The following is a 19,560-nucleotide window of genomic DNA, read 5'->3' on the forward strand; positions in this document are numbered from 1 at the left end:
CAATCAACTCAGGCCCCAATCAGCTCAATCCCTTGTCGCCGTCGGCATGCAGGCGTAGGCCCTTCTGGACGATCTTCTCCTTGGCCTTGTCGGTCGGCACGTTGGGTGCATTGGTGATACCGGCCCACGCGGGTGCCGGGTTGTGCGCCCAGTGCACGGCGTTGCGCAGCACCTGCTGCACGCCCTCATTGTGATAGATCGGATAGGTCTCGTGGCCGGGCGAGAAATAGAAGATGCGGCCGGCGCCGCGCTGATAGGTCAGCCCCGACCGGAACACCTCGCCGCCTTCGTACCAGGAGATGAACACCGTCTCCAGCGGCTCCGGCACCGCGAACGGCTCGCCATACATTTCGGTCTCGCCGATCTCCAGGCATTCGCCGATGCCTTGCGCGATCGGGTGACCGCGGTTGATCGCCCAGACACGCTCGCGCTCGCCTGCCTCGCGCCATTTCAGCGAACAGGGCGTGCCCATCAGCCGCTTGAATATTTTCGAGTAGTGGCCGGAATGGAGCACGATCAACCCCATGCCCTCCCAGACCCGCTTCTGCACCCGCTCGACGACCTCATCCTTGACCTCTCCATGCGCCGCATGCCCCCACCATAAAAGCACGTCGGTGGCGGCAAGGCGCTTTTCGCTCAGGCCATGCTCCGGTTCCTGCAAGGTGGCGGTGGTCGCCTCGATGCGCTTGTCCCGGTTGAGCGCGGCCGCGATGGTGCCATGCATGCCCAGGGGATAGAGGCCTCGCACGGCGGCATTGGTCTGTTCGTGGACGTTCTCGCCCCAGACAATGGCTCTTATCGTCATTTCCCTCTCCAAAGCGCTTTGAATATCGCATCCGCTGAGGTGTTGGGAAGATGCCTCTCGACCAAAATTTCTCAAAATCAGGGCTGGCGGGCCTTGCGTCCGGGGACGGTCTTGGCCTTGCCGGGTTTCGCCGGCCCGCCCGGAATGGCCGAGCCGGTAATGGACACCGGATCGCTGGCCGGGAACGTGTCCTCGAGGCCCTCCTCGAGTTCCTCTTCGGCGTTGGCCTCGTGATGCCGCTCATGTTCAAACGAGCGAACCGCCGCCGTTTTCGCTATGGTTTTCTTGGGCGATTTCGGCGCGGACTTCGACGGCATCGGCATTTCTCCCTCGACCTGTCGCCGCACAACGAATGCTGGCGGCAAACGTTCCGGGATCAGCCGGCGGCGTCGCGGGCTCCCTCGGACAGGAAAGTAAAGACATAGTCCGAGAAGGAACGCCAGCATTCGACCCGGAAGGCGTCCTCGGCCGTGCGCAACAGCACGATCTCGGCCTTGCCCAGGATGGTGCGCGAGGCGGCGCCCACGGGGAAGGCTTCGAGCGACAGATCCTGCGGGCAGCCCGAATTGATCGCGGCTTCGGCCGCCGGACCAGTGACGGCTATGGCAATGTTGCGATGCGAGATGCCGACCGACGAATGCAAGGCGGAAACCCCTGCGCAATCGGCGAGCGGGTCATTGCCGGCCTCGTCGATGACCAGCCATTCGTCTGGCCCAAGCCAAAGCGCCGTGCGCCCGGCTTTCGACGTTGAAGTCTTCGGCTTCTTCGGCAAGGTCACGCCGAGCGCCTTCGACAGGGCCGCGACGGAAGCCTCCGGCGCGCGCAGCGAAATGCGTTCGGCCGGCGGCAGCACCTCGACCTTGACGTCCGTCGCGGAGACGCTGCGCCCGGCCAATGCCGGACGCCGCTCGGCCGAAGGCGAAGCCGTCGCGGTTGTCTTTGCAGCAGCCTTAGCCATTGAGGCGCCCTCCCGTCTCGTCGAAGAACACCATGCCGGTAACCTCCACTTCGATCACCCCGTTCGGCATCGGCACGTAAAGCGTGTCGCCCATCCGGTCACGGCCGCCGGTGACCAGCGCCAACGCTATGGAACGGCCGCAATTCTGCGACCAGTAGCTCGAGGTGACATGGCCGATCATCTTCATCGGGATCGCCTGTTTGGGATCTTCGACGATCTGCGCGCCCTCTTCCAGCACCACCTTCGGGTCCTTGGTCTTGAGGCCGACAAGCTGCTTGCGGCCCTTGGCGACCAGGTCCGGCCGCATCATGCCCCTGATGCCGACGAAGTCGGTCTTCTTTTTGCCGACCGCCCAGTCGAGCCCGGCGTCGTTCGGCGTCACCGTGCCATCCGTGTCCTGGCCGACGATGATGTAGCCCTTCTCGGCGCGCAGCACGTGCATGGCCTCGGTGCCGTAGGCGGCGGCGCCATGCTTCTGGCCTTCGGCCCAGAGCGCCTCCCAGACGGCCTGGCCGTAATCGGCCGGCACGTTGACTTCGAAGCCGCGCTCGCCGGTGAACGACATGCGGAACAGCCTGGTCGGCACGCCGCAGATCTTGCCTTCGCGCACCGACATATGCGGCAGCGCCTCGTCGGACATGTCGATGCCTTCGACCAAGGGTTCGATAATCTTCCGCGCGCTTGGCCCCTGCACGGCGATGACCGCCCATTGCTCGGTGATCGAGGTCAGCCAGACATTCAAATGCGGGAACTCGGTCTGGAGATAGTCCTCCATATGGTTCATGACGCGCGGCGCGCCGCCAGTCGTCGTCGTCACATGGAAACGGTCCGGCGCCAGCCTGCCGACGACACCGTCATCATAGATGAAGCCGTCCTCGCGCAGCATGATGCCATAGCGGCAGCGGCCGGGCTCCAGCTTCTCCCACGGGTTTGTGTAGAGCAGTTCCATGAACTTGGCGGCATCCGGCCCGACCACTTCGATCTTGCCCAGTGTCGAGGCGTCGAACAGGCCTGCCTGGTTACGGACGGCGACGCATTCGCGGTCGACCGCGGCATGCATGTCTTCGCCGGCCTTGGGGAAATACCAGGCGCGCTTCCACTGGCCGACATCCTCGAACACGGCACCATGTGCCTCTGCCCACGGATGGATCGCCGTCTTGCGCGTCGGATCGAACAGCGGCCCGCGCGCATGGCTGACGATCGCGCCGAAGGTGACAGGCGTATAAGGCGCGCGGAACGTGGTCAGGCCGACCTCCGGGATCGGCTTACCCAGCGTCTCGGCCGCGATCGCCAGTCCATGCATGTTGGAGGTCTTGCCCTGGTCGGTCGCCATGCCGTTGGTGGTGAAGCGCTTGACGTGCTCGATCGAGCGCATGCCTTCATGCACCGCCTGGCGGATGTCCTTGGCGGTAACGTCGTTCTGGAAATCGACAAAGGCTTTCACCGTCGTGTCCGGCCCGGCCCCCGGCGCGGCACCCAGCATGCCGCGCGACCAGTTCTCCGAGGCATCGACCTTCGGCTTCGTGCCCTTGGCGGTTTTGGCGCCGGCATCCTTGGCCGCCTTGGCGCCCGCCGCATAGGCCTCGTCCACCGTGGCCGACAAGCCGTCGGTGCCGTTGCAAGCGCCGACCGAGACGCAGTCCTGCGCATAGGTGCCCGGCACGAAGCGCTGGGTCTCGTGGTTGAAGGCGACCTTGCCGCGTGACTGCGAGAACAAATGCACCGACGGCGTCCAGCCGGCCGACATCAGGATTGCATCGACGGGGATGGTGCGCTCGCCGCCGCCATTCTTTGGCTGCACCGTCATCGACGACACGCGCAGTTTGCCGCCGGCGCGGATCACCGCGCGGCCAAAATTGATCTCGATGCCGAGCGCCCTCGCCTCGTCGATCACCGGACCGGTCGGATTGTCGCGCAGGTCGACGATCGCCGCGACATTGACGCCGGCCTTCTTCAGGTCGATCGCCGCTGCGTAAGCCGAGTCATTGGCGGTGTAGACGCCGACATTCCTGCCAACGGCCACGCCATAGTGGTTGAGGAAGGTGCGCGCCGCGCCGGCCAGCATGATGCCCGGCCGGTCATTGTTGGCGAACACCATATGGCGCTCGATGGCGCCGGAGGCCAGCACGACGCGCTTGGCGCGGACCTGCCAGAGGCGTTCGCGCGGCAGATCATGGCCGGGAGCCTTGAGGTGATCACTGACGCGCTCGACCAGGGCGACGAAATTCTGTGCGTAGTAGCCGAACGCCGTGGTGCGCGGCAGCACGCGGACATTGTCCATCGCGCTCAGCCTGGCGATGGCCGCTTGCGCCCAGGCAAAACCGTCCTGGCCATCGATCTTCGCTCCACTCTCGAAACGCAGGCTGCCGCCGAACTCGGCCTGCTCGTCGGCCAGGATGACGCGTACGCCGGTCCCGGCCGCCGCAAGTGCCGCCGCGATGCCGGCGGCACCGCCGCCCAGCACCAGCACGTCGCAATGCGCGTAGCGCGACGAATAATGGTCGGGATCCGGTCTGTCGGGGGAAACGCCAAGGCCTGCGGCTTCGCGGATCTTGGGCTCGTAGAGGCTCTTCCAGGCGGCCTTCGGCCACATGAAGGTCTTGTAGTAGAAGCCGGCCGAAAACATCGGCGACGCGATGTCGTTGACCGCGCCGACGTCAAAGGACAGCGACGGCCAGCGGTTCTGCGAGTTGGCGGCGAGCCCGTCATAGAGCTCCTGCACGGTCGCGCGCACATTCGGCGTCTTGCGCGCGTCGTCACGCACGATCTGCACCAGCGCGTTGGGCTCTTCCGCGCCGGCGGACAGCACGCCGCGCGGCCGGTGGTACTTGAACGAGCGGCCGACCAGATGCACGCCATTGGCAAGCAGTGCCGAGGCCAGCGTGTCGCCCTCGATGCCGCTATAGGACTGGCCGTCGAAGCTGAACCGCGCGGTCTTCGCCTGGCTGAGGCGACCGGCGCTCGGAATGCGGAATGCGCCGCTCATTTGGCAACCACTTCGTTGGAATCTTTGGGCAGCTTGGCGGGTTTCGGCTCGCCGGCCTTGTAGGTCATAATGAACTTGTCGGTCACGGTGTCGCGCACGGCATTGAAGAAGCGGGCGCAACCATGCATGTGCCGCCAGCGCTCGTAGATGATGCCCTTGGGGTTCGAGCGGATGAAGAAGAACTTCTCGAAATCGTCGTCGCTCTCGCCTGCCATGTTGGCCGAGCGCGCGATGTGCGCCTCGCCGGCGTTGCGGAATTCGAGTTCCGGGCGTTCTTCCTCGCAATAGGGGCAGCGGATGAGAAGCATCGTGTTTGATCCTACAGTTCGCCGTGGCCGACGTGCGCGCCCGCCGGTTGGTCGCAGAGCTTTTGACCCATGGCCATGAATGGAGCGACGAGCTTCAGCCGCTCCTCGACGCTGGCCGCCGGCCGAAACAGGGCGCGGTTAGCCATGTTGCCGAGCGTCAGCTGTATCGGGTCGGTGGTGACGATCACGCCACGCGGTTTGAAATCCTCGTCTTCATCCAGCCCATGCGGCCGGCCTTCAAAGAACATCACCACTTTCTGACCGGCGCTCCACACACAGGCGAGCATTCCCTCGTCGATCGAAAACGGCCATGCGGTCTCGTTGCCGGCGCGGCTTATCGGCTGCAGCCGGACTTCCTCCGGCGTCGGAAAATGGAACATGCCCTGTTCCCCCGCCAGCATCAGCGGCATCGCGACAGCCATTTCGGCCATCATCAGTGCGCCACCGCCGCCGCCGCCGCCTCGTCGATAAGACGGCCGGTGCGGAAGCGTTCGATGGTGAAGGGCGCGTTGATCGGATGCGGATTGTCCTTGGCGATGGTGTGGGCGAAGACATGGCCTGAACCCGGTGTTGCCTTGAAGCCGCCCGTGCCCCAGCCGCAATTGACATACAGGCCGGGCACCGGCGTCTTGGCCAGGATCGGCGAGCGGTCGGGCGTCACGTCGACGATGCCGCCCCACGAGCGCAGCATCTTCATGCGCGTGAAGATCGGGAACATCTCGCAGATGGCGTCGAGCGTATGCTGCAATATGTGAAGCCCGCCAGTCTGCGAATAGGAGACATACTGGTCGGTGCCGGCGCCGATCACCAGTTCGCCCTTGTCGGACTGCGAGATGTAGGCATGCACGGTGTTCGACATCACCACGCAGGGCACCACCGGCTTGATCGGCTCCGACACCAGCGCCTGCAGCGGGTAGCTCTCCAGCGGCATACGCACGCCGGCCATGTTCATGATCACCGAGGAATGGCCGGCGGCGACGACGCCGACCTTCTTGGCGCCGATGAAGCCGCGCGTCGTCTCGACGCCGGTGACCGCGCCGTTCGGTGCCCGCTTGACCCCGGTGACCTCGCAATTCTGAATGATGTGGACGCCGCGCGCGGAAGCACCCCGCGCATAGCCCCAGGCGACGGCATCGTGGCGCGCGGTGCCGCCACGGCGTTGCAGGGCAGCCCCGACGACCGGATAGCGCGCCTCCCTGGAGATGTTGAGCGGCGGACAGAATTCCTTGGCCTGCTCCGGCGACAGCCATTCATTGTCGATGCCGTTGAGACGATTGGCATGGACGTGGCGCTTCAGCACCTGGATGTCGTGCACATTGTGGGCGAGCATCATGACGCCGCGCGCCGAATACATGACGTTGTAGTTGAGTTCCTGGCTCAGCCCGTCCCACAGCTTCAGCGCGTGGTCGTAGATGCCGGCGCTCTCGTCATAGAGATAATTGGAGCGGATGATGGTGGTGTTGCGGCCGGTGTTGCCGCCGCCGAGCCAGCCCTTTTCCAGCACAGCGACATTGGTGATGCCGTGCACCGCGGCGAGATAATAGGCAGTGGCCAGGCCATGGCCGCCGGCACCGACGATGATGACGTCGTATTCCTTCTTGGGTTCGGGCGAGGACCATTGCTCCTCCCAGCCCTTGTGGCCGCGCATGGCCTCGCGGGCGATGGCGAATACCGAATATTTTTTCAACGTCCCAGCCTCTCGCCAAAAAGGTCTCGCAAAATGGCGCAGGGCATTCACTCGGCCCCGGCGCGCGAGGTGTATCACTAGCGAAACAGCGCTGCCACCCTTGCGCTGTTTGCGACGGCGCTTGCCGTTTTGCGCCACGACGAAAAAGACGCGTGCTCTCTGGTTCCGATGAGGGCCTTCCGACACAGTGCCGGCGGTGAAACTCCGGAGGACGATCGTGGGCAATGCCTGGTGGAACTTGACGTTGCGCTTCCTTCTGGAGCTTGCGGCCTTGCTCGGCATCGGCATGGCGGGCTGGAGCTTCTCCAGCGGATCGTGGCACTGGATCCTGGCTCTGGGCTTGCCGTTCATTGCGGCTGTCTTGTGGGGTACGTTCGCGGTGTCAGGCGATCCAAGCCGATCTGGCCGCGCACCGGTGCCGGTTCCAGGCATGGTGCGGCTGGTACTGGAACTGGTCATCCTGCTTGCCGGTGCCGCCGGATTCCATGTCGCCGGGTACGCCGTCGCGGGCATCACCGTCGCCGCGCTCATCGCCATCAGCTACGCCTTATCGCTCGGCCGGCTCGGTTGGCTGCTGAGGCAGTAACGCTTTCGCAGCTTTCGGGTGGCTCCACCCCCTCTCCATTTGCGACCAAGCATCCCGATTGCCGGCGAGACCGGCACGAACAAAAAGGGATGCAAAAGATGCTCGCACTCGCCAACAAGATCGCCATCGTCACCGGTGCCAGTTCCGGCATCGGCCGCGCCACGGCAAAGCTCTTTGCCGAGGAAGGCGCCAGGATCGTCATCGCCGCCCGCCGTCAGGCGGAGCTCGATACGCTTGTCGCCGAGATATCAGACGCGGAGGGCACCGCCGTCGCCCTTGCCGGCGACGTCAGGGACGAGGCCTATGCGAAGGCCCTTGTCGACCTGGCGTTGGAGAAGTTCGACGGTCTCGACATCGCCTTCAACAATGCCGGCGCCGTCGGCTTGATGGTGCCCCTGCCCGAGATGATGCCGGCGGCATGGCACGACACGATGGACACCAACCTGACCAGCGCCTTCCTCTGCGCGAAGTACCAGATACCGGCCATGCTGGAGCGGGGTGGCGGCTCGCTGATCTTCACGTCGAGCTTTGTCGGCTACACCGCCGGCATGCCGGGCATGGCCGCCTATGCGGCGGCCAAAGCCGGCCTGATCGGGCTGACGCAAGTTCTTGCCGCCGAATACGGGCCGAGGGGCCTGCGCGTCAATGCACTGCTGCCCGGCGGCACCGACACCCCAGGCGCGACGACGACCACCCCCGAAGCCCGCGCTTTCGTCGAAGGCATCCATGCCTTGAAGCGCATGGCGCAGCCGCAGGAGATTGCCCGCTCGGCGCTTTATCTCGCCTCCGATGCATCGAGCTTCACCACGGGGACCGCGCTGTTTGCCGACGGCGGCGTCTCGATCAACCGGACGTGAAGGATTTTCGGGGCGAACAGCCACTTCGTCGCTTTGACGCAGCCCACCGGACTTGCTTTTTCGGCGCGATTTGACGATCTCGTTTCCTGTCGAAACGGGTCTTCTTGCCGAAAAAGGTCCTGGAACCATGATGCTGATCCGAACCTACGTGGCCGCGAGCGCGATCGAGGGCGTCGGCATGTTCGCCGCCGAGCCGATCCGGAAAGGCGCCTCGATCTGGCGCCTCGATCCCGATTTCGACCGGCTGATCCCGATGGACAAGTACGAGGCGGCGCCGCCGCCTCTGAAGGAGTTGCTCGACCGCTACGCCTATCCGAGCCCCGATCGGCCGGGTTTCATGGTCTATGAGGTCGACAATGGCCGCTTCATGAACCATTCGGCGACGCCGAACACCGACTTTTCGCAATATGGCGGCGCGACCGCCACCCGCGACATTGCAATTGGCGAAGAGATCACCTGTGATTATGGCGAGTTCTTCGAGGATTTTGAACGGCTGCATCTGGCCACGGCGTAGTCGGCCCCCTATCTCTTGTCCATTCGTGGCGATTAGGCCGCCGTCCTTCATTTCGGCTGTGGACAGCGCGGTCTGATTCTGCTATCAGCCGCCACAATTCGTGGTGTCGACCGCTGCGGAGGCTAGTGGCTATGGCCGCTTGCCTATTGATATCAAACCCGAAAGACAGGATTGCCCGTGCAGGTACTCGTCCGCGACAATAACGTTGATCAGGCGCTTCGCGCGCTGAAGAAGAAGATGCAGCGCGAAGGCATTTTCCGCGAAATGAAGATGCGTGGTCACTACGAGAAGCCTTCCGAGAAGCGCGCCCGCGAAAAGGCTGAAGCCGTGCGCCGCGCCCGCAAGCTGGCCCGCAAGCGCGCACAGCGCGAAGGCCTGCTGCCGATGACGCCGCGTCCGGTGGCTGCCGGTGCTGCCGGTGCAGCGCGTCCGCCGCGCTGATTATCGCCAATATTTCGTCCTTTTCGAAGGATACCAAGGTGGCGCGATGCGGAATCGCCGCCACCTTTTTGTTTAGAGCATGTGCGCCCGCCTGGGCGCACAGGGGTACGCTCTGACACTTTATGACATTGTGACCGGCCCGGAGGGGGGATCCGGACCTGAACGACGCGGCAAGTGAGGACAGGGCAGACATGAACGCAACAAGCGTGGAGCGGGGGACCGCATTGCGTGGTTTTGCCCTGACAGCGGCCCTGCTTTCCGGACTGGTGCTTGCCGCCTGCCAGACGTCGGGCCCGGCCGGCGAGTTCAACAACATCGACAAGGCGCAGGGGTCGAGCGAGAACATCTCCTCGCTGTCGGCGGTCATCCAGCGCAATCCCCAGGATCCCGAAGGCTACAATGTGCGAGGCTCGGCCTATGGCCGGGGCGGCCAGTACCAGGCGGCGCTCAAGGACTTCAACCAGGCTATCCAGCTCAATCCGAATTTCTACCAGGCCTATTCGAACCGCGCGCTCATCCAGCGCTTCCTCGGCAATCAGGAAGCGGCGCTTGCCGACTACAACCGCTCGATCCAGATCAACGGCAATTATGATGCCGCCTATATCGGCCGCGGCAATCTCTATCGCAAGGCGGGCCGCACCCAGGATGCCTTCAACGATTTCCAGAAGGCGATCCAGCTCGACACCACGGACGCCCGCGCTTATCACAATCGCGGCCTGATCTATCAGAGCCAGGGCCAGCACAAATTCGCCATCGAGGATTTCTCGACCGCCATCTCGCTGGCCCCTGATGCCGCGGAGCCTTACAACGGGCGCGGCCTGTCCTATCTGGCGACGGGCGACGAGGACAATGCCTTCTCCGATTTCAACATGGCCATCAAGCTCGACGGCCAGAATGCCGAGGCCTGGGCCAACCAGGCGCTGATCTACGAGAAGCGCGGCGACAAGGCGAAGGCGGCGAAATCCTATCACGAAGCCGTGCGCCTCAATCCCAGCTACCAGCCGGCCAAGGATGGCCTCGCTCGCGTCAGCTGACAGCCGGCTAAGCATTGCGGGTCGGGTTGCGTGTCCAAAAGGACACGCGCCGCCGCAGATCGCCGCCAATCTGGCAACCGCGCGTTAACCCCCGCAACAAGCCGTTTACCCTTGCCTTGTTCGCGCCAAGTTTTCGGCGGAACGGTCTGGTCACCCAAGCCGTTATTTCGAAGCATTTTGCGAAAGGACCCTCCCATGATCAAGAGACTCGTCTGCGCCGCGGCACTCGCCACGACCGTGTTCGCTGCTGCCCCGGCCAGCGCCGGCAGGCTGCAGCTCGGCACGCTCGACTGCACCATCGATGGCGGTACCGGCTACATCGTGACGTCCAACAAGGGTGTGTCCTGCGTCTTCCGCCCCCACCATCATGGGCCGTCGGAGATCTACACCGGCGTCATCTCCAAGCTCGGCGTCGACGTTGGCCAGACGCATCAGGGCCAGCTCGTCTGGGCGGTCCTTGCCGCGACCCGCGACCGTGACGCGGGCGATCTTGCCGGCAGCTATTATGGCGTGAACGCCGAGGCGAGCGTCGTTACCGGCGGCGGTGCCAATCTGCTGGTCGGCGGCCTCGATAGCGCCTTCATGCTTGAGCCGCTCAGCGTCCAGGCGCAGACCGGCGTTAATCTTGCCGTGGCCGTGACCTCGCTTGAGCTGATCCATTCGCTCAAGTGAGTGGATGGGTCTCGCGCAATTACAGGAAAAGTTTGAGACGGTTTTCCGTCCGCAATTGCGCTAAAACAAAGGGTTAGAGCAGTTCACCGTTTCCGTGACACGGCGAACTGCTCTGAGCTCCACGACCCCTCACCCTGCGGCGCGGAACCGGATAGGATTGGTTCCGCGCCGTTTGATTTGGGGGGACCGCCATGCTGAAGACAGCCATTGCCGCTGCCGTGATCGCAACCGTGCTTGCCGGCGCGGCACAAGCGCAGGACGGCGGAATAGAGCTAGGCACGCTCGAATGCGCCATCGGGGGCGGCACCGGCTTCATTTTCGGCTCGAGCAAGGATCTGAGCTGCACCTTCACCCCGGCCGACAAGACCTTCGCGCCGGAAGCCTATTTCGGCGCCGTCAACAAATACGGCCTCGACATCGGCACGACGCAGCAGTCGGTGATGCAATGGTTGGTGCTGACGCCACTGAAGAACATCTACGCGCCTGGTGCGCTGGCGGGCGACTATATCGGCGCCAGCGCCGAGGTGACGGCGGCCGTCGGCGCCGGCGCCAATCTGCTGGTCGGCGGCTCCTCGCAGGCCTTCACCCTCCAGCCGTTCAGCCTGCAGACCCAGACCGGCATCAATCTCGCCATCGGCGTCAGCCAGTTCCAGCTGCGCAGTACAGAGAACTGATTGCTTCGCGAACGCGGCCAGTCGCGGGAGACAGCCGCGGAACGCACTCTCAAAAATTCGCTTGAGCTCAAGCGCGGTTGAGGTCCTACAAGCCCGCCCAGGCAAACAGCGCCTGGTGCGGCGCACGATCCTGATCGCGCATGGTCCTGCCGGAAACCCTTGCTGGCTTCTGGTGCCACGCGCCGGCGTCGAGTTATGCAGAGGCAGGGGTGGAAATGACTGAAATCAGCACAAACAGGGTCGACTGGCGCGCCTTGTGGGCGAGCGGCGATCTGGCGCGCTTCTGCTTCATCAGCCTCGGCATCCTGCTGCACGCCACCAATGAGACGATGGTGGCGACCGTCATGCCGGCCATGGTCGGGGAACTGGCGGGCGTGCAGCTCGTCGGCTGGTCGCTGGCGATCTACGAGCTCGGCGCCATTGTCGCCGGTGCTGCCGCCGGACGACTGGTGAGCTATGTGGCGTTGCGCACCACCATGGTGGTCGCGGCCCTGCTCTACGCCGCCGGGGCGCTGATCTGCGCCACCTCGCCGTCCATGGAATTGTTCCTGGCCGGCCGGCTGATCGAGGGGCTGGGTGGCGGCGCACTGGTGTCGCTGGCCTTCGTCTCGGTCGAGCGGCTGTTTTCGCGCGCCATCTGGCCGCAGCTCTTCGGCATCATGTCGGCGATCTGGGGCATCGCCGCCTTCAGCGGCCCGTTGCTCGGGGCGATCATGACCGAGTTCTTGTCATGGCGCTGGGCGTTCGGCGTCTTCACCGTCGGCGGCACCGCCATGGCACTGGCTAGCTTCCTCGTGCTCGACACGCCGGAGGCGAAGAAACCAGCGACAAGCGCCGGCAAGGCGCCACCCTTCCCGTTCGCTACCCTTGGCTGCCTTGCCGTCGCCGTGGTGCTGATCGCCTCGGCGGGCGTCGATATCGCCCTGCTGCGTTCCTCGCTGCTGATCGTGCTTGGCCTGGCGGGTCTCGCGCTGTTCTTCTACGTCGACGGGCTGAAGCCGCGCTCGCGGCTTTTCCCGGCGCGGCTGTTCTCGTGGCGCACGCCGGTCGGCGCCGGCATGACCATGGTCGCCGCCTTTTCCATAGCGACCTGCTCCTTCGGCGTCTACGGTCCGTTGCTGCTGACCAGCCTGCACGACATTCCGCTGCTCACCACCGGCTACATCATCGCCGCCGAATCGATTGCCTGGTCGATCCTGTCGATCCTCGTCGCCAACGCGCCGCCGCGGCGCGAGCGGCTCATCATCGTCTGTGGGGCATTGATGATCGCGGCGGGCATCGCCGGCTTTGCCTACACGATACCGCTGGGCTCGATCCCGCTGATCCTGGTCTGCGCCCTTTTGCAAGGCGGCGGCTTCGGCATTGCCTGGCCATTCCTGACCCGCGTCATCGTCGCCTCCGCCCCGGACGACGAGCAGACCATCGCCTCGGCAGCGGTGCCGACCATGCAGAGGATCGGCTATGCCGTGGGTGCGGCCCTTGCCGGCATCGTCGCCAATGCCAGCGGTTTTTCGCAAGGGCTGAATCACGACGCGGCGGCCAATGTCGCGAGCTGGCTGTTCCTTGCTTTCGTGCCGCTTGGGCTGCTCGGCTGTCTCGCTGCCATGCGGACGTCGGCGGCCGCGAACCGGCCGCTGGGAGCCATCGGCTGACGCGGGTTCAATCGAAGGGTCGTGTCACTCGACACGCAGGCGGTAGCCGACACCGGTTTCGGTGGTGATGTAGCGCGGCTGGTCGGGGATCTTCTCGATCTTCTGCCGCAGCTGCCGGACATAGACCCTGAGATACTGCACGTCGGTGGAATCTCCCCAGATCTGCTTGAGGATGAAGTGGTGGGTCAGCACCTTGCCGGCATGCTGCACCAGGATGCGAAGGATGTCGTATTCCTTCGGCGAGAGCTTTATCTCCCTGCCCTCGACCTTGACGATGCGCTTGACCAGGTCGACCGAGAGGTCGCCGCTCTGGAAAACCGGCTTCTCGCCCTGCTGCTGGAACTTGTGCCGCAGCGCCACGCGGATGCGCGCCACCAGTTCGTTCATGCCGAACGGCTTGGTGACGTAGTCATCGGCGCCGAGTTCGAGCGCGTTAACGATGCCCGCCTCGTCGGTGCGGCTGGAGAGGATGACGACGGGAACGTCCACGCCTTCGTCACGCCATTTGCGCAGGAGTTCATGGCCGCCCATGCCCGGCAGGCCGAGATCGAGCAGCACCAGGTCGGGCTTTTCCTGTTCCATCAATTCGATCGCCACCTTGGCGTTCGGCGCCTCGCTAACCGCATAACCCTGGCTGGCGAGGCCGACCCGCAGCAGCTTGCGGATCGGCGGCTCGTCATCGACAACCAGTATCCTGACGTTCGAATTCGTCATCGGAGCTGATCCATACTGGGCCCGTCGCCACGATTGTCGGCATCGGGCGCTTCCGTCGGCACCGGCATCCTGATGCTGAAAGCAGCACCGGGGCGGTCGGTCCGGTTGGCGGCCGAAATCGTGCCGCCCATCGCTTCGACGAAGCCGCGGCAGATCGACAGGCCGAGCCCGGTGCCGGCGCGCACCTGATCGCCCTTGCGCACCCGGTAGAAGGTGTCGAACACGCGTTCCAGGTCCTGCGCCGGAATGCCAGGTCCCTCATCCATGATCCGCACGACGACGGACCCATTGTCGGTCCATCCCTGCACACGGATCGCCGAGCCGGGCGGCGAGTATTTCGACGCATTGTCGAGGAGGTTGAACAGAACCTGTTCGAACAGCACGGGATCGAGCTTCAGCATCGGCAGGTCAGGCGCAATATCGACCTCGATCCTGTGTTCGCTGGTGATCTTGCGGGCACGGTCGAGCGCCGTGCCGACGATATCGCCGACATAATGGAGGGCATGGTTCGGCTCCATCGCACCGGATTCGATCTTGGTCATGTCGAGCAGGTTGGCGATGAAGCGGTTGAGCCGTTCCGACTCGTCAACCACCGTCGACAGAAGCTCCGCCCGATCCTGCTCGGGCAGATCAGGCGCGAATTCCTTGAGCGTGCCGGCCGCCCCCATGATGGCCGAGAGCGGCGTTTTCAGATCATGGGAAATCGAGGTCAGCAGGGCCGAGCGCAGGCGGTCGGCTTCGGCGGCGAGCTTGGCCCGGTCGACATCGGCGACCAGCTGGACACGCTCGATCGCCACCGCCGCCTGGTCGGCCAGCGCGTCGAGCAGGCGCTGTTGCTCGGGCGTCAGCAGCGGGCCCTGCTTGTCGTTGTCGAGGCCGACGACGCCGAGCGCGGTGCGCCCCGTGCGCAAGGGAAGATAGAGGCGCTTGGCGCCGGGCAGCGTGTCGGCGCCGCGCCCGGCGGCACGGTTGTGCTCCCAGGCCCAGCGGGCGGCGGCGATGTCGGCCTCCGCCAGCGTGTCGTCGGGCGGATAACCGGCCTTGACGGTGATGGTGCCGTCCTCGGGCAGAAGCAGCACCACGCGCAGCTTCAGCATCGAGGCGATCTGGAAGGCGGTGGCCCAGAGAACGTCGTCGAGCGTACCGGCGCCGGCGAGCTTCTTGGAGAACAGGTAGATGTCTTCCGTGGCCCGCGCCCGCGAGCGGGCAGCGACCGCCTGGCGCTGCACGCGTGCCGTCAGGTCGCTGGCGATGACGGCGACGACCAGGAACACGCCGAGCGCCACAATGCTCTCCGGATCCCGGATCGTCAGCGTGTAGCGCGGCTCCAGGAAGAAATAGTTGAAGGCAACGGCGCTGACGACACAGGCATACAGGGCCGGCCAGAGACCACCGGCGACGGCGGACGTCAGCACCCCGATGAGGAAGATGATCGCGAGGTTGCGAACGTCGAGAAACTGGTCCAGCAGGACGGCGAAGGCGAGCGAGCCGGCAACAAAAGCCGTGGCCTTGAGATAGGGCCGGATCTGGAATTGCCATTGCTCGTCGGCCGCTTTGACGCTTCTCGAACCTGCCTCGGTATCCCGCTCCGTTCCGGAAATCACATGCACGCTGATGTCGCCGGCATTGCGGATCAGGTCATAGGTGAGCGAACCCTCGATCAATTCGCGCCAGCGCGACCGGGTCGGCCTGCCGACCACGATATGGGTGAAGTTGTTCGCCGTCGCGTGGCGGACAATGTCCTGCGCGACGTTCTGGCCGGGAATGGTTGTCACCTCGGCGCCCAGCTGCTCGGCAAGGCGCAGCAGCGCGGCGAGGCGGTCCTTGTCTTCCTCGGACATGCCGGCCGAGCGAGGCGTGTCCACATGAAGCGCCGTCCATGGCGCACGAAGCCGGTCGGCCAGCCTGCGGGCGTAGCGGATGCGGGCAGCACCACCCGGACGCGCGTCGACGCAGACGAGAACCCGTTCCCCGGCGGCCCACGGCCCCGAAATGGCGTGCGCCTGCATGTGATTGAGCAATTGCTCGTCGACGCGCTGGGCCGTGCGGCGCAGCGCCAGCTCCCGCAGTGCCGTCAGATTGCCCGGCGAGAAATAGTTCTCGATGGCGCGTTGCGCGGTGTTGGGGAAATAGACCTTGCCTTCCTCCAGCCGCTTGATCAGGTCATCGGGGGTCAGATCGATGATTTCGACGTCATCGGCCTGGTCAATGATGGAATCGGGAACCGTCTCGCGAACCCTGACCCGCGTGATCTGGGCGACGACGTCGTTCAGGCTTTCGACATGCTGGATGTTGAGGGTCGTGTAGACGTCGATGCCTCGCGCCAGGATCTCCTGGACGTCGAGATAGCGCTTGGGGTGGCGGCTGCCGGGCGCGTTGGTATGGGCGAGCTCGTCGACGAGGACCAGCGCCGGGCGGCGGGCAAGGATGGCGTCGATGTCCATCTCGTCGAGAATGCGTCCCTTGTAGTCGACCTTGCGGCGCGGAATGACTTCATAGCCCTGGACCAGGGCCTGGGTTTCCCGGCGGCCATGCGTCTCGACGACGCCGATCACCACATCGATGCCATCGGCCAGCCTGGCACGGCCCGACATCAGCATTTCGTAAGTCTTGCCGACACCAGGCGCGGCGCCAAGGAATATCCGCAGACGACCACGCCCCTCCCGCTCGGCATGCTCGAGCAGCGCGTCGGGAGAAGGTCTGTTTTCGCTGCTTCTGTCTTCCGGCATCGGAACCGATCATGTATGGCACCGGGGATGCTGTCGATCCCCGGCGCCTGCCATCAACTATTTCGCGGCGTCCAGCGCCATGTTGAGCGCCAGCACGTTGACCACAGGCTCTCCCATGAAACCGAGTTCCCGGCTCTCGACCTGACCGTCGACGAGCGCCTTGACCTTGGCTTCATCGATGCCCCTGGCCTTGGCCACGCGGGGAACCTGGAAATAGGCGGCCTCCGGGCTGATATGCGGATCGAGCCCGCTGCCGGACGTCGTGACGAGATCCATCGGCACCGGCGCGTTCGGATTCTCCGCCTTCAGTTTTTCGGCATCGCCCTTGATGCGGTCGATCAGCTTGGGGTTGGTCGGGCCGAGATTGGAACCGCCGGAGGCGCTGGCGTCATAGCCATTGCCGGCGGCCGAAAGCCTGCCGTGGAAATACTTGTCGCTGGCGAAGGCCTGGCCGATCAGTTCGGAGCCGATCACCTTGCCGTCCTTCTCGATCAGGCTGCCATTGGCCTGATTCGGGAACAGCGCCTGCGCGATTCCGGTCATGCCCAGCGGATAGGCCAGGCCGGTCAGCACCGTGAAGAAAACGATCATGACGATCGCGGGTCTGATTTGCTTGAGCATCGGAATTGTCCTTATGCAAGGCCGATGGCCGTGACGGCCAGGTCGATTAGCTTGATGCCGGCGAACGGCACTATGATGCCGCCAAGGCCGTAGACGAGGAGGTTGCGGCCGAGCAGCGCACCGGCGCCGATCGCCCTGTATTTGACGCCGCGCAGCGACAGCGGGATCAGCGCGATGATGATCAGCGCGTTGAAGATGATGGCCGACAGGATGGCGCTCTGCGGTGTCGCCAGATGCATGATGTTGAGCGCTTGCAGCGGGCCGGCGGTCTGGCCCGGCGCGACGTAGAAGACGGCGAACATCGCCGGGATGATGGCGAAATATTTGGCCACGTCGTTGGCGATGGAGAAAGTGGTCAGCGAGCCGCGCGTCATCAGCAGCGCCTTGCCGATCTCGACGATCTCGATCAGCTTGGTCGGGTCGCTGTCGAGATCGACCATGTTGCCGGCCTCGCGGGCGGCGACCGTGCCGGTGTTCATGGCGACGCCGACATCGGCCTGGGCAAGCGCCGGCGCATCGTTGGTGCCGTCGCCGCACATGGCGACCAGCTTGCCCTTGGCCTGCTCGTCGCGGATCAGCTTCAGCTTGTCCTCCGGCGTCGCCTGGGCGAGGAAATCGTCGACGCCGGCTTCCGCCGCGATGGCCGCCGCCGTCATCGGGTTGTCGCCGGTGATCATCACCGTACGGATGCCCATCTTGCGCAGCTCGGCGAAACGCTCGCGGATGCCGCCCTTGACGATGTCCTTGAGGTGGACGATGCCGAGCAGGCGCCCGTCACGCTCGACCGCCAGCGGCGTGCCGCCGGACTTTGCGACCTCGTCTGCAATCGCCTGCAGGTCGCGCACGGTGTCGCTGCCGGGGCGCGCGCCATGGGCGGCGACAGTCGACTGGTTGACATGGGCGAGCACGGAATCGACCGCGCCCTTGCGCACCGAGGAGCCGTCGATGTCGACACCGCTCATGCGGGTCTGCGCGGTGAACGGCACGAAGGTCGCATGCAACGTTGCCATGTCGCGGGCACGGATGGCGTATTTTTCCTTGGCCAGCACGACGATCGAGCGGCCTTCCGGCGTTTCGTCGGCCAGCGAGGCAAGCTGCGCCGCGTCGGCCAGTTCCTGCTCGGTCACGCCCTTGACCGGGCGGAACTCGGTCGCCTGGCGGTTGCCGAGCGTGATGGTGCCGGTCTTGTCGAGCAGCAGCGTGTCGACGTCGCCCGCCGCTTCCACGGCGCGTCCGGACATGGCCAGCACGTTGAAGCGCACCAGCCGGTCCATGCCGGCGATGCCGATGGCCGACAGCAGCGCGCCGATCGTGGTCGGGATCAGGGTCACGAACAAAGCGACAAGCACGGTGACCGAAATATAGCCGCCCGAATAGGACGCGAAACTCGGGATGGTCGCCGTGGCCAGCACGAAGATCAGCGTCATGCCGACGAGCAGGATGTTGAGCGCGATCTCGTTCGGCGTCTTCTGGCGCTCGGCGCCTTCGACAAGCGAGATCATGCGGTCAAGGAATGTGTGTCCGGCGGCGGCGGTGATGCGGACGCGGATCCAGTCGGACAGCACCTGGGTGCCGCCGGTGACCGCCGAGCGGTCGCCGCCGGATTCGCGGATCACCGGCGCGGATTCGCCCGTGATCGCCGCTTCGTTGACCGAGGCGACGCCTTCGATCACCTCGCCGTCGGATGGGATGATGTCGTCCGCTTCGACCAGCACGGCGTCGCCGACCTTCAAGCTGGTGCCGGGCACCATCTTGAACTTGGTGCGGTCCTCGCCGGTCAGCAGCTTGGCCTGGGTCTCGGTGCGCGCCTTGCGCAGCGAATCCGCCTGCGCCTTGCCTCGCCCTTCCGCGACGGCTTCGGCGAAATTGGCGAAGAGCACGGTGAACCACAGCCAAATGATGATCTGCAGCGTAAAGCGCGGATCGCCACCGCCGGTGATGAGATCCTTGACGAACAGCACTGATGTCAGCGCCGTAACCACCGCGACGACGAACATCACCGGGTTGCGGGCCAGCGTGCGTGGATTGAGTTTGCGGAAGGCGCCGCCGATGGCGGGCCACAGGATGCGTGCATCCAGGATGCTGGCTGATTTCGCGTGGCTCATTTTGAAGCTCCGGCTTCAGTGTTGTTGTGGGGCACCGGTCGATCGGGTGCCTGAAGAAGATGCGGAAGCCCGTAGGCCAACAGCCAGAGGACGATCATGACTGCGGCAAGGCCGAGGAACGTCGACGCCGTTGGAAAGGGAGGAGGCTTGCCGTCCCTTTCACCTTCACCGTCGGGCTGATGCCGGCCATTGGGACGTCTGATGTTGAACATGGACA

Annotated in this window: 20 protein-coding genes; 8 read left to right on the forward strand and 12 right to left on the reverse strand. The window is 64.7% G+C overall.

What is annotated here, in order from left to right; translation table 11 throughout:
- Positions 1–19: 19 nt before the first annotated feature.
- From FJ930_RS05230 to FJ930_RS05260, 7 genes are all read right to left on the reverse strand, one after another.
- A complete protein-coding gene (locus FJ930_RS05230) occupies positions 20–805 on the reverse strand; it encodes a ThuA domain-containing protein (RefSeq protein WP_141835544.1) in 786 nt (261 codons plus the stop codon).
- Positions 806–882: 77 nt separating this feature from the next.
- Complete coding sequence (locus tag FJ930_RS05235; RefSeq protein ID WP_140741874.1) at positions 883–1,122, reverse strand: hypothetical protein; 240 nt, start codon at positions 1,120–1,122, stop codon at positions 883–885.
- 59 nt (positions 1,123–1,181) lie between these two features.
- On the reverse strand, positions 1,182–1,763 hold the full coding sequence (locus FJ930_RS05240) for a sarcosine oxidase subunit gamma (protein ID WP_141835546.1): 582 nt from the start codon (positions 1,761–1,763) through the stop codon (positions 1,182–1,184).
- Complete coding sequence (locus FJ930_RS05245) at positions 1,756–4,749, reverse strand: sarcosine oxidase subunit alpha (RefSeq protein ID WP_141835549.1); 2,994 nt, start codon at positions 4,747–4,749, stop codon at positions 1,756–1,758. The genes FJ930_RS05240 and FJ930_RS05245 overlap by 8 nt, the downstream gene beginning before the upstream one ends.
- A complete protein-coding gene (locus FJ930_RS05250; protein WP_141835551.1) occupies positions 4,746–5,057 on the reverse strand; it encodes a sarcosine oxidase subunit delta in 312 nt (103 codons plus the stop codon). Before FJ930_RS05250 ends, FJ930_RS05245 begins: the two co-directional genes overlap by 4 nt.
- An 11-nt stretch (positions 5,058–5,068) precedes the next feature.
- On the reverse strand, positions 5,069–5,491 hold the full coding sequence (locus FJ930_RS05255; protein ID WP_141835553.1) for a hypothetical protein: 423 nt from the start codon (positions 5,489–5,491) through the stop codon (positions 5,069–5,071).
- On the reverse strand, positions 5,491–6,744 hold the full coding sequence (locus FJ930_RS05260; RefSeq protein ID WP_141835557.1) for a sarcosine oxidase subunit beta: 1,254 nt from the start codon (positions 6,742–6,744) through the stop codon (positions 5,491–5,493). Before FJ930_RS05260 ends, FJ930_RS05255 begins: the two co-directional genes overlap by 1 nt.
- Before the next feature lie 217 nt (positions 6,745–6,961).
- Here FJ930_RS05260 and FJ930_RS05265 point away from each other — a divergent pair, with 217 nt between their 5' ends.
- The 8 genes from FJ930_RS05265 to FJ930_RS05300 all read left to right on the forward strand — a co-directional run bounded on the left by FJ930_RS05265 (position 6,962) and on the right by FJ930_RS05300 (position 13,174).
- Entirely contained in the window at positions 6,962–7,330 is a 369-nt protein-coding gene (locus FJ930_RS05265) for a YrdB family protein (RefSeq protein ID WP_141835560.1), read from the forward strand.
- A 98-nt stretch (positions 7,331–7,428) separates the two neighbouring features.
- On the forward strand, positions 7,429–8,187 hold the full coding sequence (locus tag FJ930_RS05270) for an SDR family oxidoreductase (RefSeq protein WP_141835563.1): 759 nt from the start codon (positions 7,429–7,431) through the stop codon (positions 8,185–8,187).
- 127 nt (positions 8,188–8,314) lie between these two features.
- A complete protein-coding gene (locus FJ930_RS05275; protein WP_140609628.1) occupies positions 8,315–8,701 on the forward strand; it encodes an SET domain-containing protein-lysine N-methyltransferase in 387 nt (128 codons plus the stop codon).
- Between the two features lie 177 nt (positions 8,702–8,878).
- Positions 8,879–9,142 carry a 30S ribosomal protein S21 gene (gene rpsU, locus FJ930_RS05280; protein WP_008874389.1) on the forward strand — a complete coding sequence of 88 codons (264 nt, stop codon included), beginning with the start codon at positions 8,879–8,881 and terminating at the stop codon, positions 9,140–9,142.
- Positions 9,143–9,333: 191 nt separating this feature from the next.
- On the forward strand, positions 9,334–10,176 hold the full coding sequence (locus FJ930_RS05285; RefSeq protein WP_140609626.1) for a tetratricopeptide repeat protein: 843 nt from the start codon (positions 9,334–9,336) through the stop codon (positions 10,174–10,176).
- Between the two features lie 195 nt (positions 10,177–10,371).
- Positions 10,372–10,848 (forward strand): DUF992 domain-containing protein, encoded by a 477-nt coding sequence (locus FJ930_RS05290; RefSeq protein WP_141835566.1) that lies wholly within the window; start codon positions 10,372–10,374, stop codon positions 10,846–10,848.
- Positions 10,849–11,039: 191 nt separating this feature from the next.
- A complete protein-coding gene (locus FJ930_RS05295; RefSeq protein WP_141835569.1) occupies positions 11,040–11,522 on the forward strand; it encodes a DUF992 domain-containing protein in 483 nt (160 codons plus the stop codon).
- A gap of 215 nt (positions 11,523–11,737) precedes the next feature.
- The gene (locus FJ930_RS05300; RefSeq protein WP_141835572.1) at positions 11,738–13,174 is read left to right on the forward strand and encodes an MFS transporter; all 1,437 of its coding nucleotides are present in this window, start codon (positions 11,738–11,740) and stop codon (positions 13,172–13,174) included.
- A gap of 24 nt (positions 13,175–13,198) precedes the next feature.
- Here FJ930_RS05300 and FJ930_RS05305 read toward each other — a convergent pair whose 3' ends face one another.
- The 5 genes from FJ930_RS05305 to FJ930_RS05325 are packed head-to-tail and all read right to left on the reverse strand — an operon-like array spanning position 13,199 to position 19,555.
- Positions 13,199–13,888: a response regulator transcription factor gene (locus FJ930_RS05305; protein WP_141835575.1), complete on the reverse strand. Its 690-nt coding sequence runs from the start codon at positions 13,886–13,888 to the stop codon at positions 13,199–13,201.
- Positions 13,885–16,617 (reverse strand): sensor histidine kinase KdpD, encoded by a 2,733-nt coding sequence (locus tag FJ930_RS05310; RefSeq protein WP_141835578.1) that lies wholly within the window; start codon positions 16,615–16,617, stop codon positions 13,885–13,887. The genes FJ930_RS05305 and FJ930_RS05310 overlap by 4 nt, the downstream gene beginning before the upstream one ends.
- A gap of 57 nt (positions 16,618–16,674) precedes the next feature.
- Complete coding sequence (gene kdpC, locus FJ930_RS05315) at positions 16,675–17,238, reverse strand: potassium-transporting ATPase subunit KdpC (RefSeq protein ID WP_141835581.1); 564 nt, start codon at positions 17,236–17,238, stop codon at positions 16,675–16,677.
- 11 nt (positions 17,239–17,249) lie between these two features.
- Positions 17,250–19,343 carry a potassium-transporting ATPase subunit KdpB gene (kdpB, locus tag FJ930_RS05320; protein WP_141835584.1) on the reverse strand — a complete coding sequence of 698 codons (2,094 nt, stop codon included), beginning with the start codon at positions 19,341–19,343 and terminating at the stop codon, positions 17,250–17,252.
- A complete protein-coding gene (locus FJ930_RS05325; RefSeq protein WP_246676807.1) occupies positions 19,340–19,555 on the reverse strand; it encodes a hypothetical protein in 216 nt (71 codons plus the stop codon). Before FJ930_RS05325 ends, kdpB begins: the two co-directional genes overlap by 4 nt.
- Positions 19,556–19,560: the final 5 nt, after the last annotated feature.

Origin of the sequence: Mesorhizobium sp. B2-4-15, assembly GCF_006658505.1 — a bacterium.
Classification (GTDB): domain Bacteria; phylum Pseudomonadota; class Alphaproteobacteria; order Rhizobiales; family Rhizobiaceae; genus Mesorhizobium.

What these genes read in the sequence shown, in the direction of transcription:
- FJ930_RS05300 (WP_141835572.1), top strand. Translation starts at nt 11,738, where the DNA reads ATGACTGAAATCAGCACAAACAGGGTCGACTGGCGCGCCTTGTGGGCG.
- FJ930_RS05270 (WP_141835563.1), top strand. Translation starts at nt 7,429, where the DNA reads ATGCTCGCACTCGCCAACAAGATCGCCATCGTCACCGGTGCCAGTTCC.
- FJ930_RS05290 (WP_141835566.1), top strand. Translation starts at nt 10,372, where the DNA reads ATGATCAAGAGACTCGTCTGCGCCGCGGCACTCGCCACGACCGTGTTC.
- FJ930_RS05255 (WP_141835553.1), bottom strand. Translation starts at nt 5,491, where the DNA reads ATGATGGCCGAAATGGCTGTCGCGATGCCGCTGATGCTGGCGGGGGAA.
- FJ930_RS05275 (WP_140609628.1), top strand. Translation starts at nt 8,315, where the DNA reads ATGATGCTGATCCGAACCTACGTGGCCGCGAGCGCGATCGAGGGCGTC.
- FJ930_RS05285 (WP_140609626.1), top strand. Translation starts at nt 9,334, where the DNA reads ATGAACGCAACAAGCGTGGAGCGGGGGACCGCATTGCGTGGTTTTGCC.
- FJ930_RS05310 (WP_141835578.1), bottom strand. Translation starts at nt 16,617, where the DNA reads ATGCCGGAAGACAGAAGCAGCGAAAACAGACCTTCTCCCGACGCGCTG.
- kdpC (WP_141835581.1), bottom strand. Translation starts at nt 17,238, where the DNA reads ATGCTCAAGCAAATCAGACCCGCGATCGTCATGATCGTTTTCTTCACG.
- FJ930_RS05295 (WP_141835569.1), top strand. Translation starts at nt 11,040, where the DNA reads ATGCTGAAGACAGCCATTGCCGCTGCCGTGATCGCAACCGTGCTTGCC.
- FJ930_RS05235 (WP_140741874.1), bottom strand. Translation starts at nt 1,122, where the DNA reads ATGCCGTCGAAGTCCGCGCCGAAATCGCCCAAGAAAACCATAGCGAAA.
- FJ930_RS05305 (WP_141835575.1), bottom strand. Translation starts at nt 13,888, where the DNA reads ATGACGAATTCGAACGTCAGGATACTGGTTGTCGATGACGAGCCGCCG.
- FJ930_RS05250 (WP_141835551.1), bottom strand. Translation starts at nt 5,057, where the DNA reads ATGCTTCTCATCCGCTGCCCCTATTGCGAGGAAGAACGCCCGGAACTC.
- FJ930_RS05245 (WP_141835549.1), bottom strand. Translation starts at nt 4,749, where the DNA reads ATGAGCGGCGCATTCCGCATTCCGAGCGCCGGTCGCCTCAGCCAGGCG.
- FJ930_RS05240 (WP_141835546.1), bottom strand. Translation starts at nt 1,763, where the DNA reads ATGGCTAAGGCTGCTGCAAAGACAACCGCGACGGCTTCGCCTTCGGCC.
- FJ930_RS05325 (WP_246676807.1), bottom strand. Translation starts at nt 19,555, where the DNA reads ATGTTCAACATCAGACGTCCCAATGGCCGGCATCAGCCCGACGGTGAA.
- kdpB (WP_141835584.1), bottom strand. Translation starts at nt 19,343, where the DNA reads ATGAGCCACGCGAAATCAGCCAGCATCCTGGATGCACGCATCCTGTGG.
- FJ930_RS05230 (WP_141835544.1), bottom strand. Translation starts at nt 805, where the DNA reads ATGACGATAAGAGCCATTGTCTGGGGCGAGAACGTCCACGAACAGACC.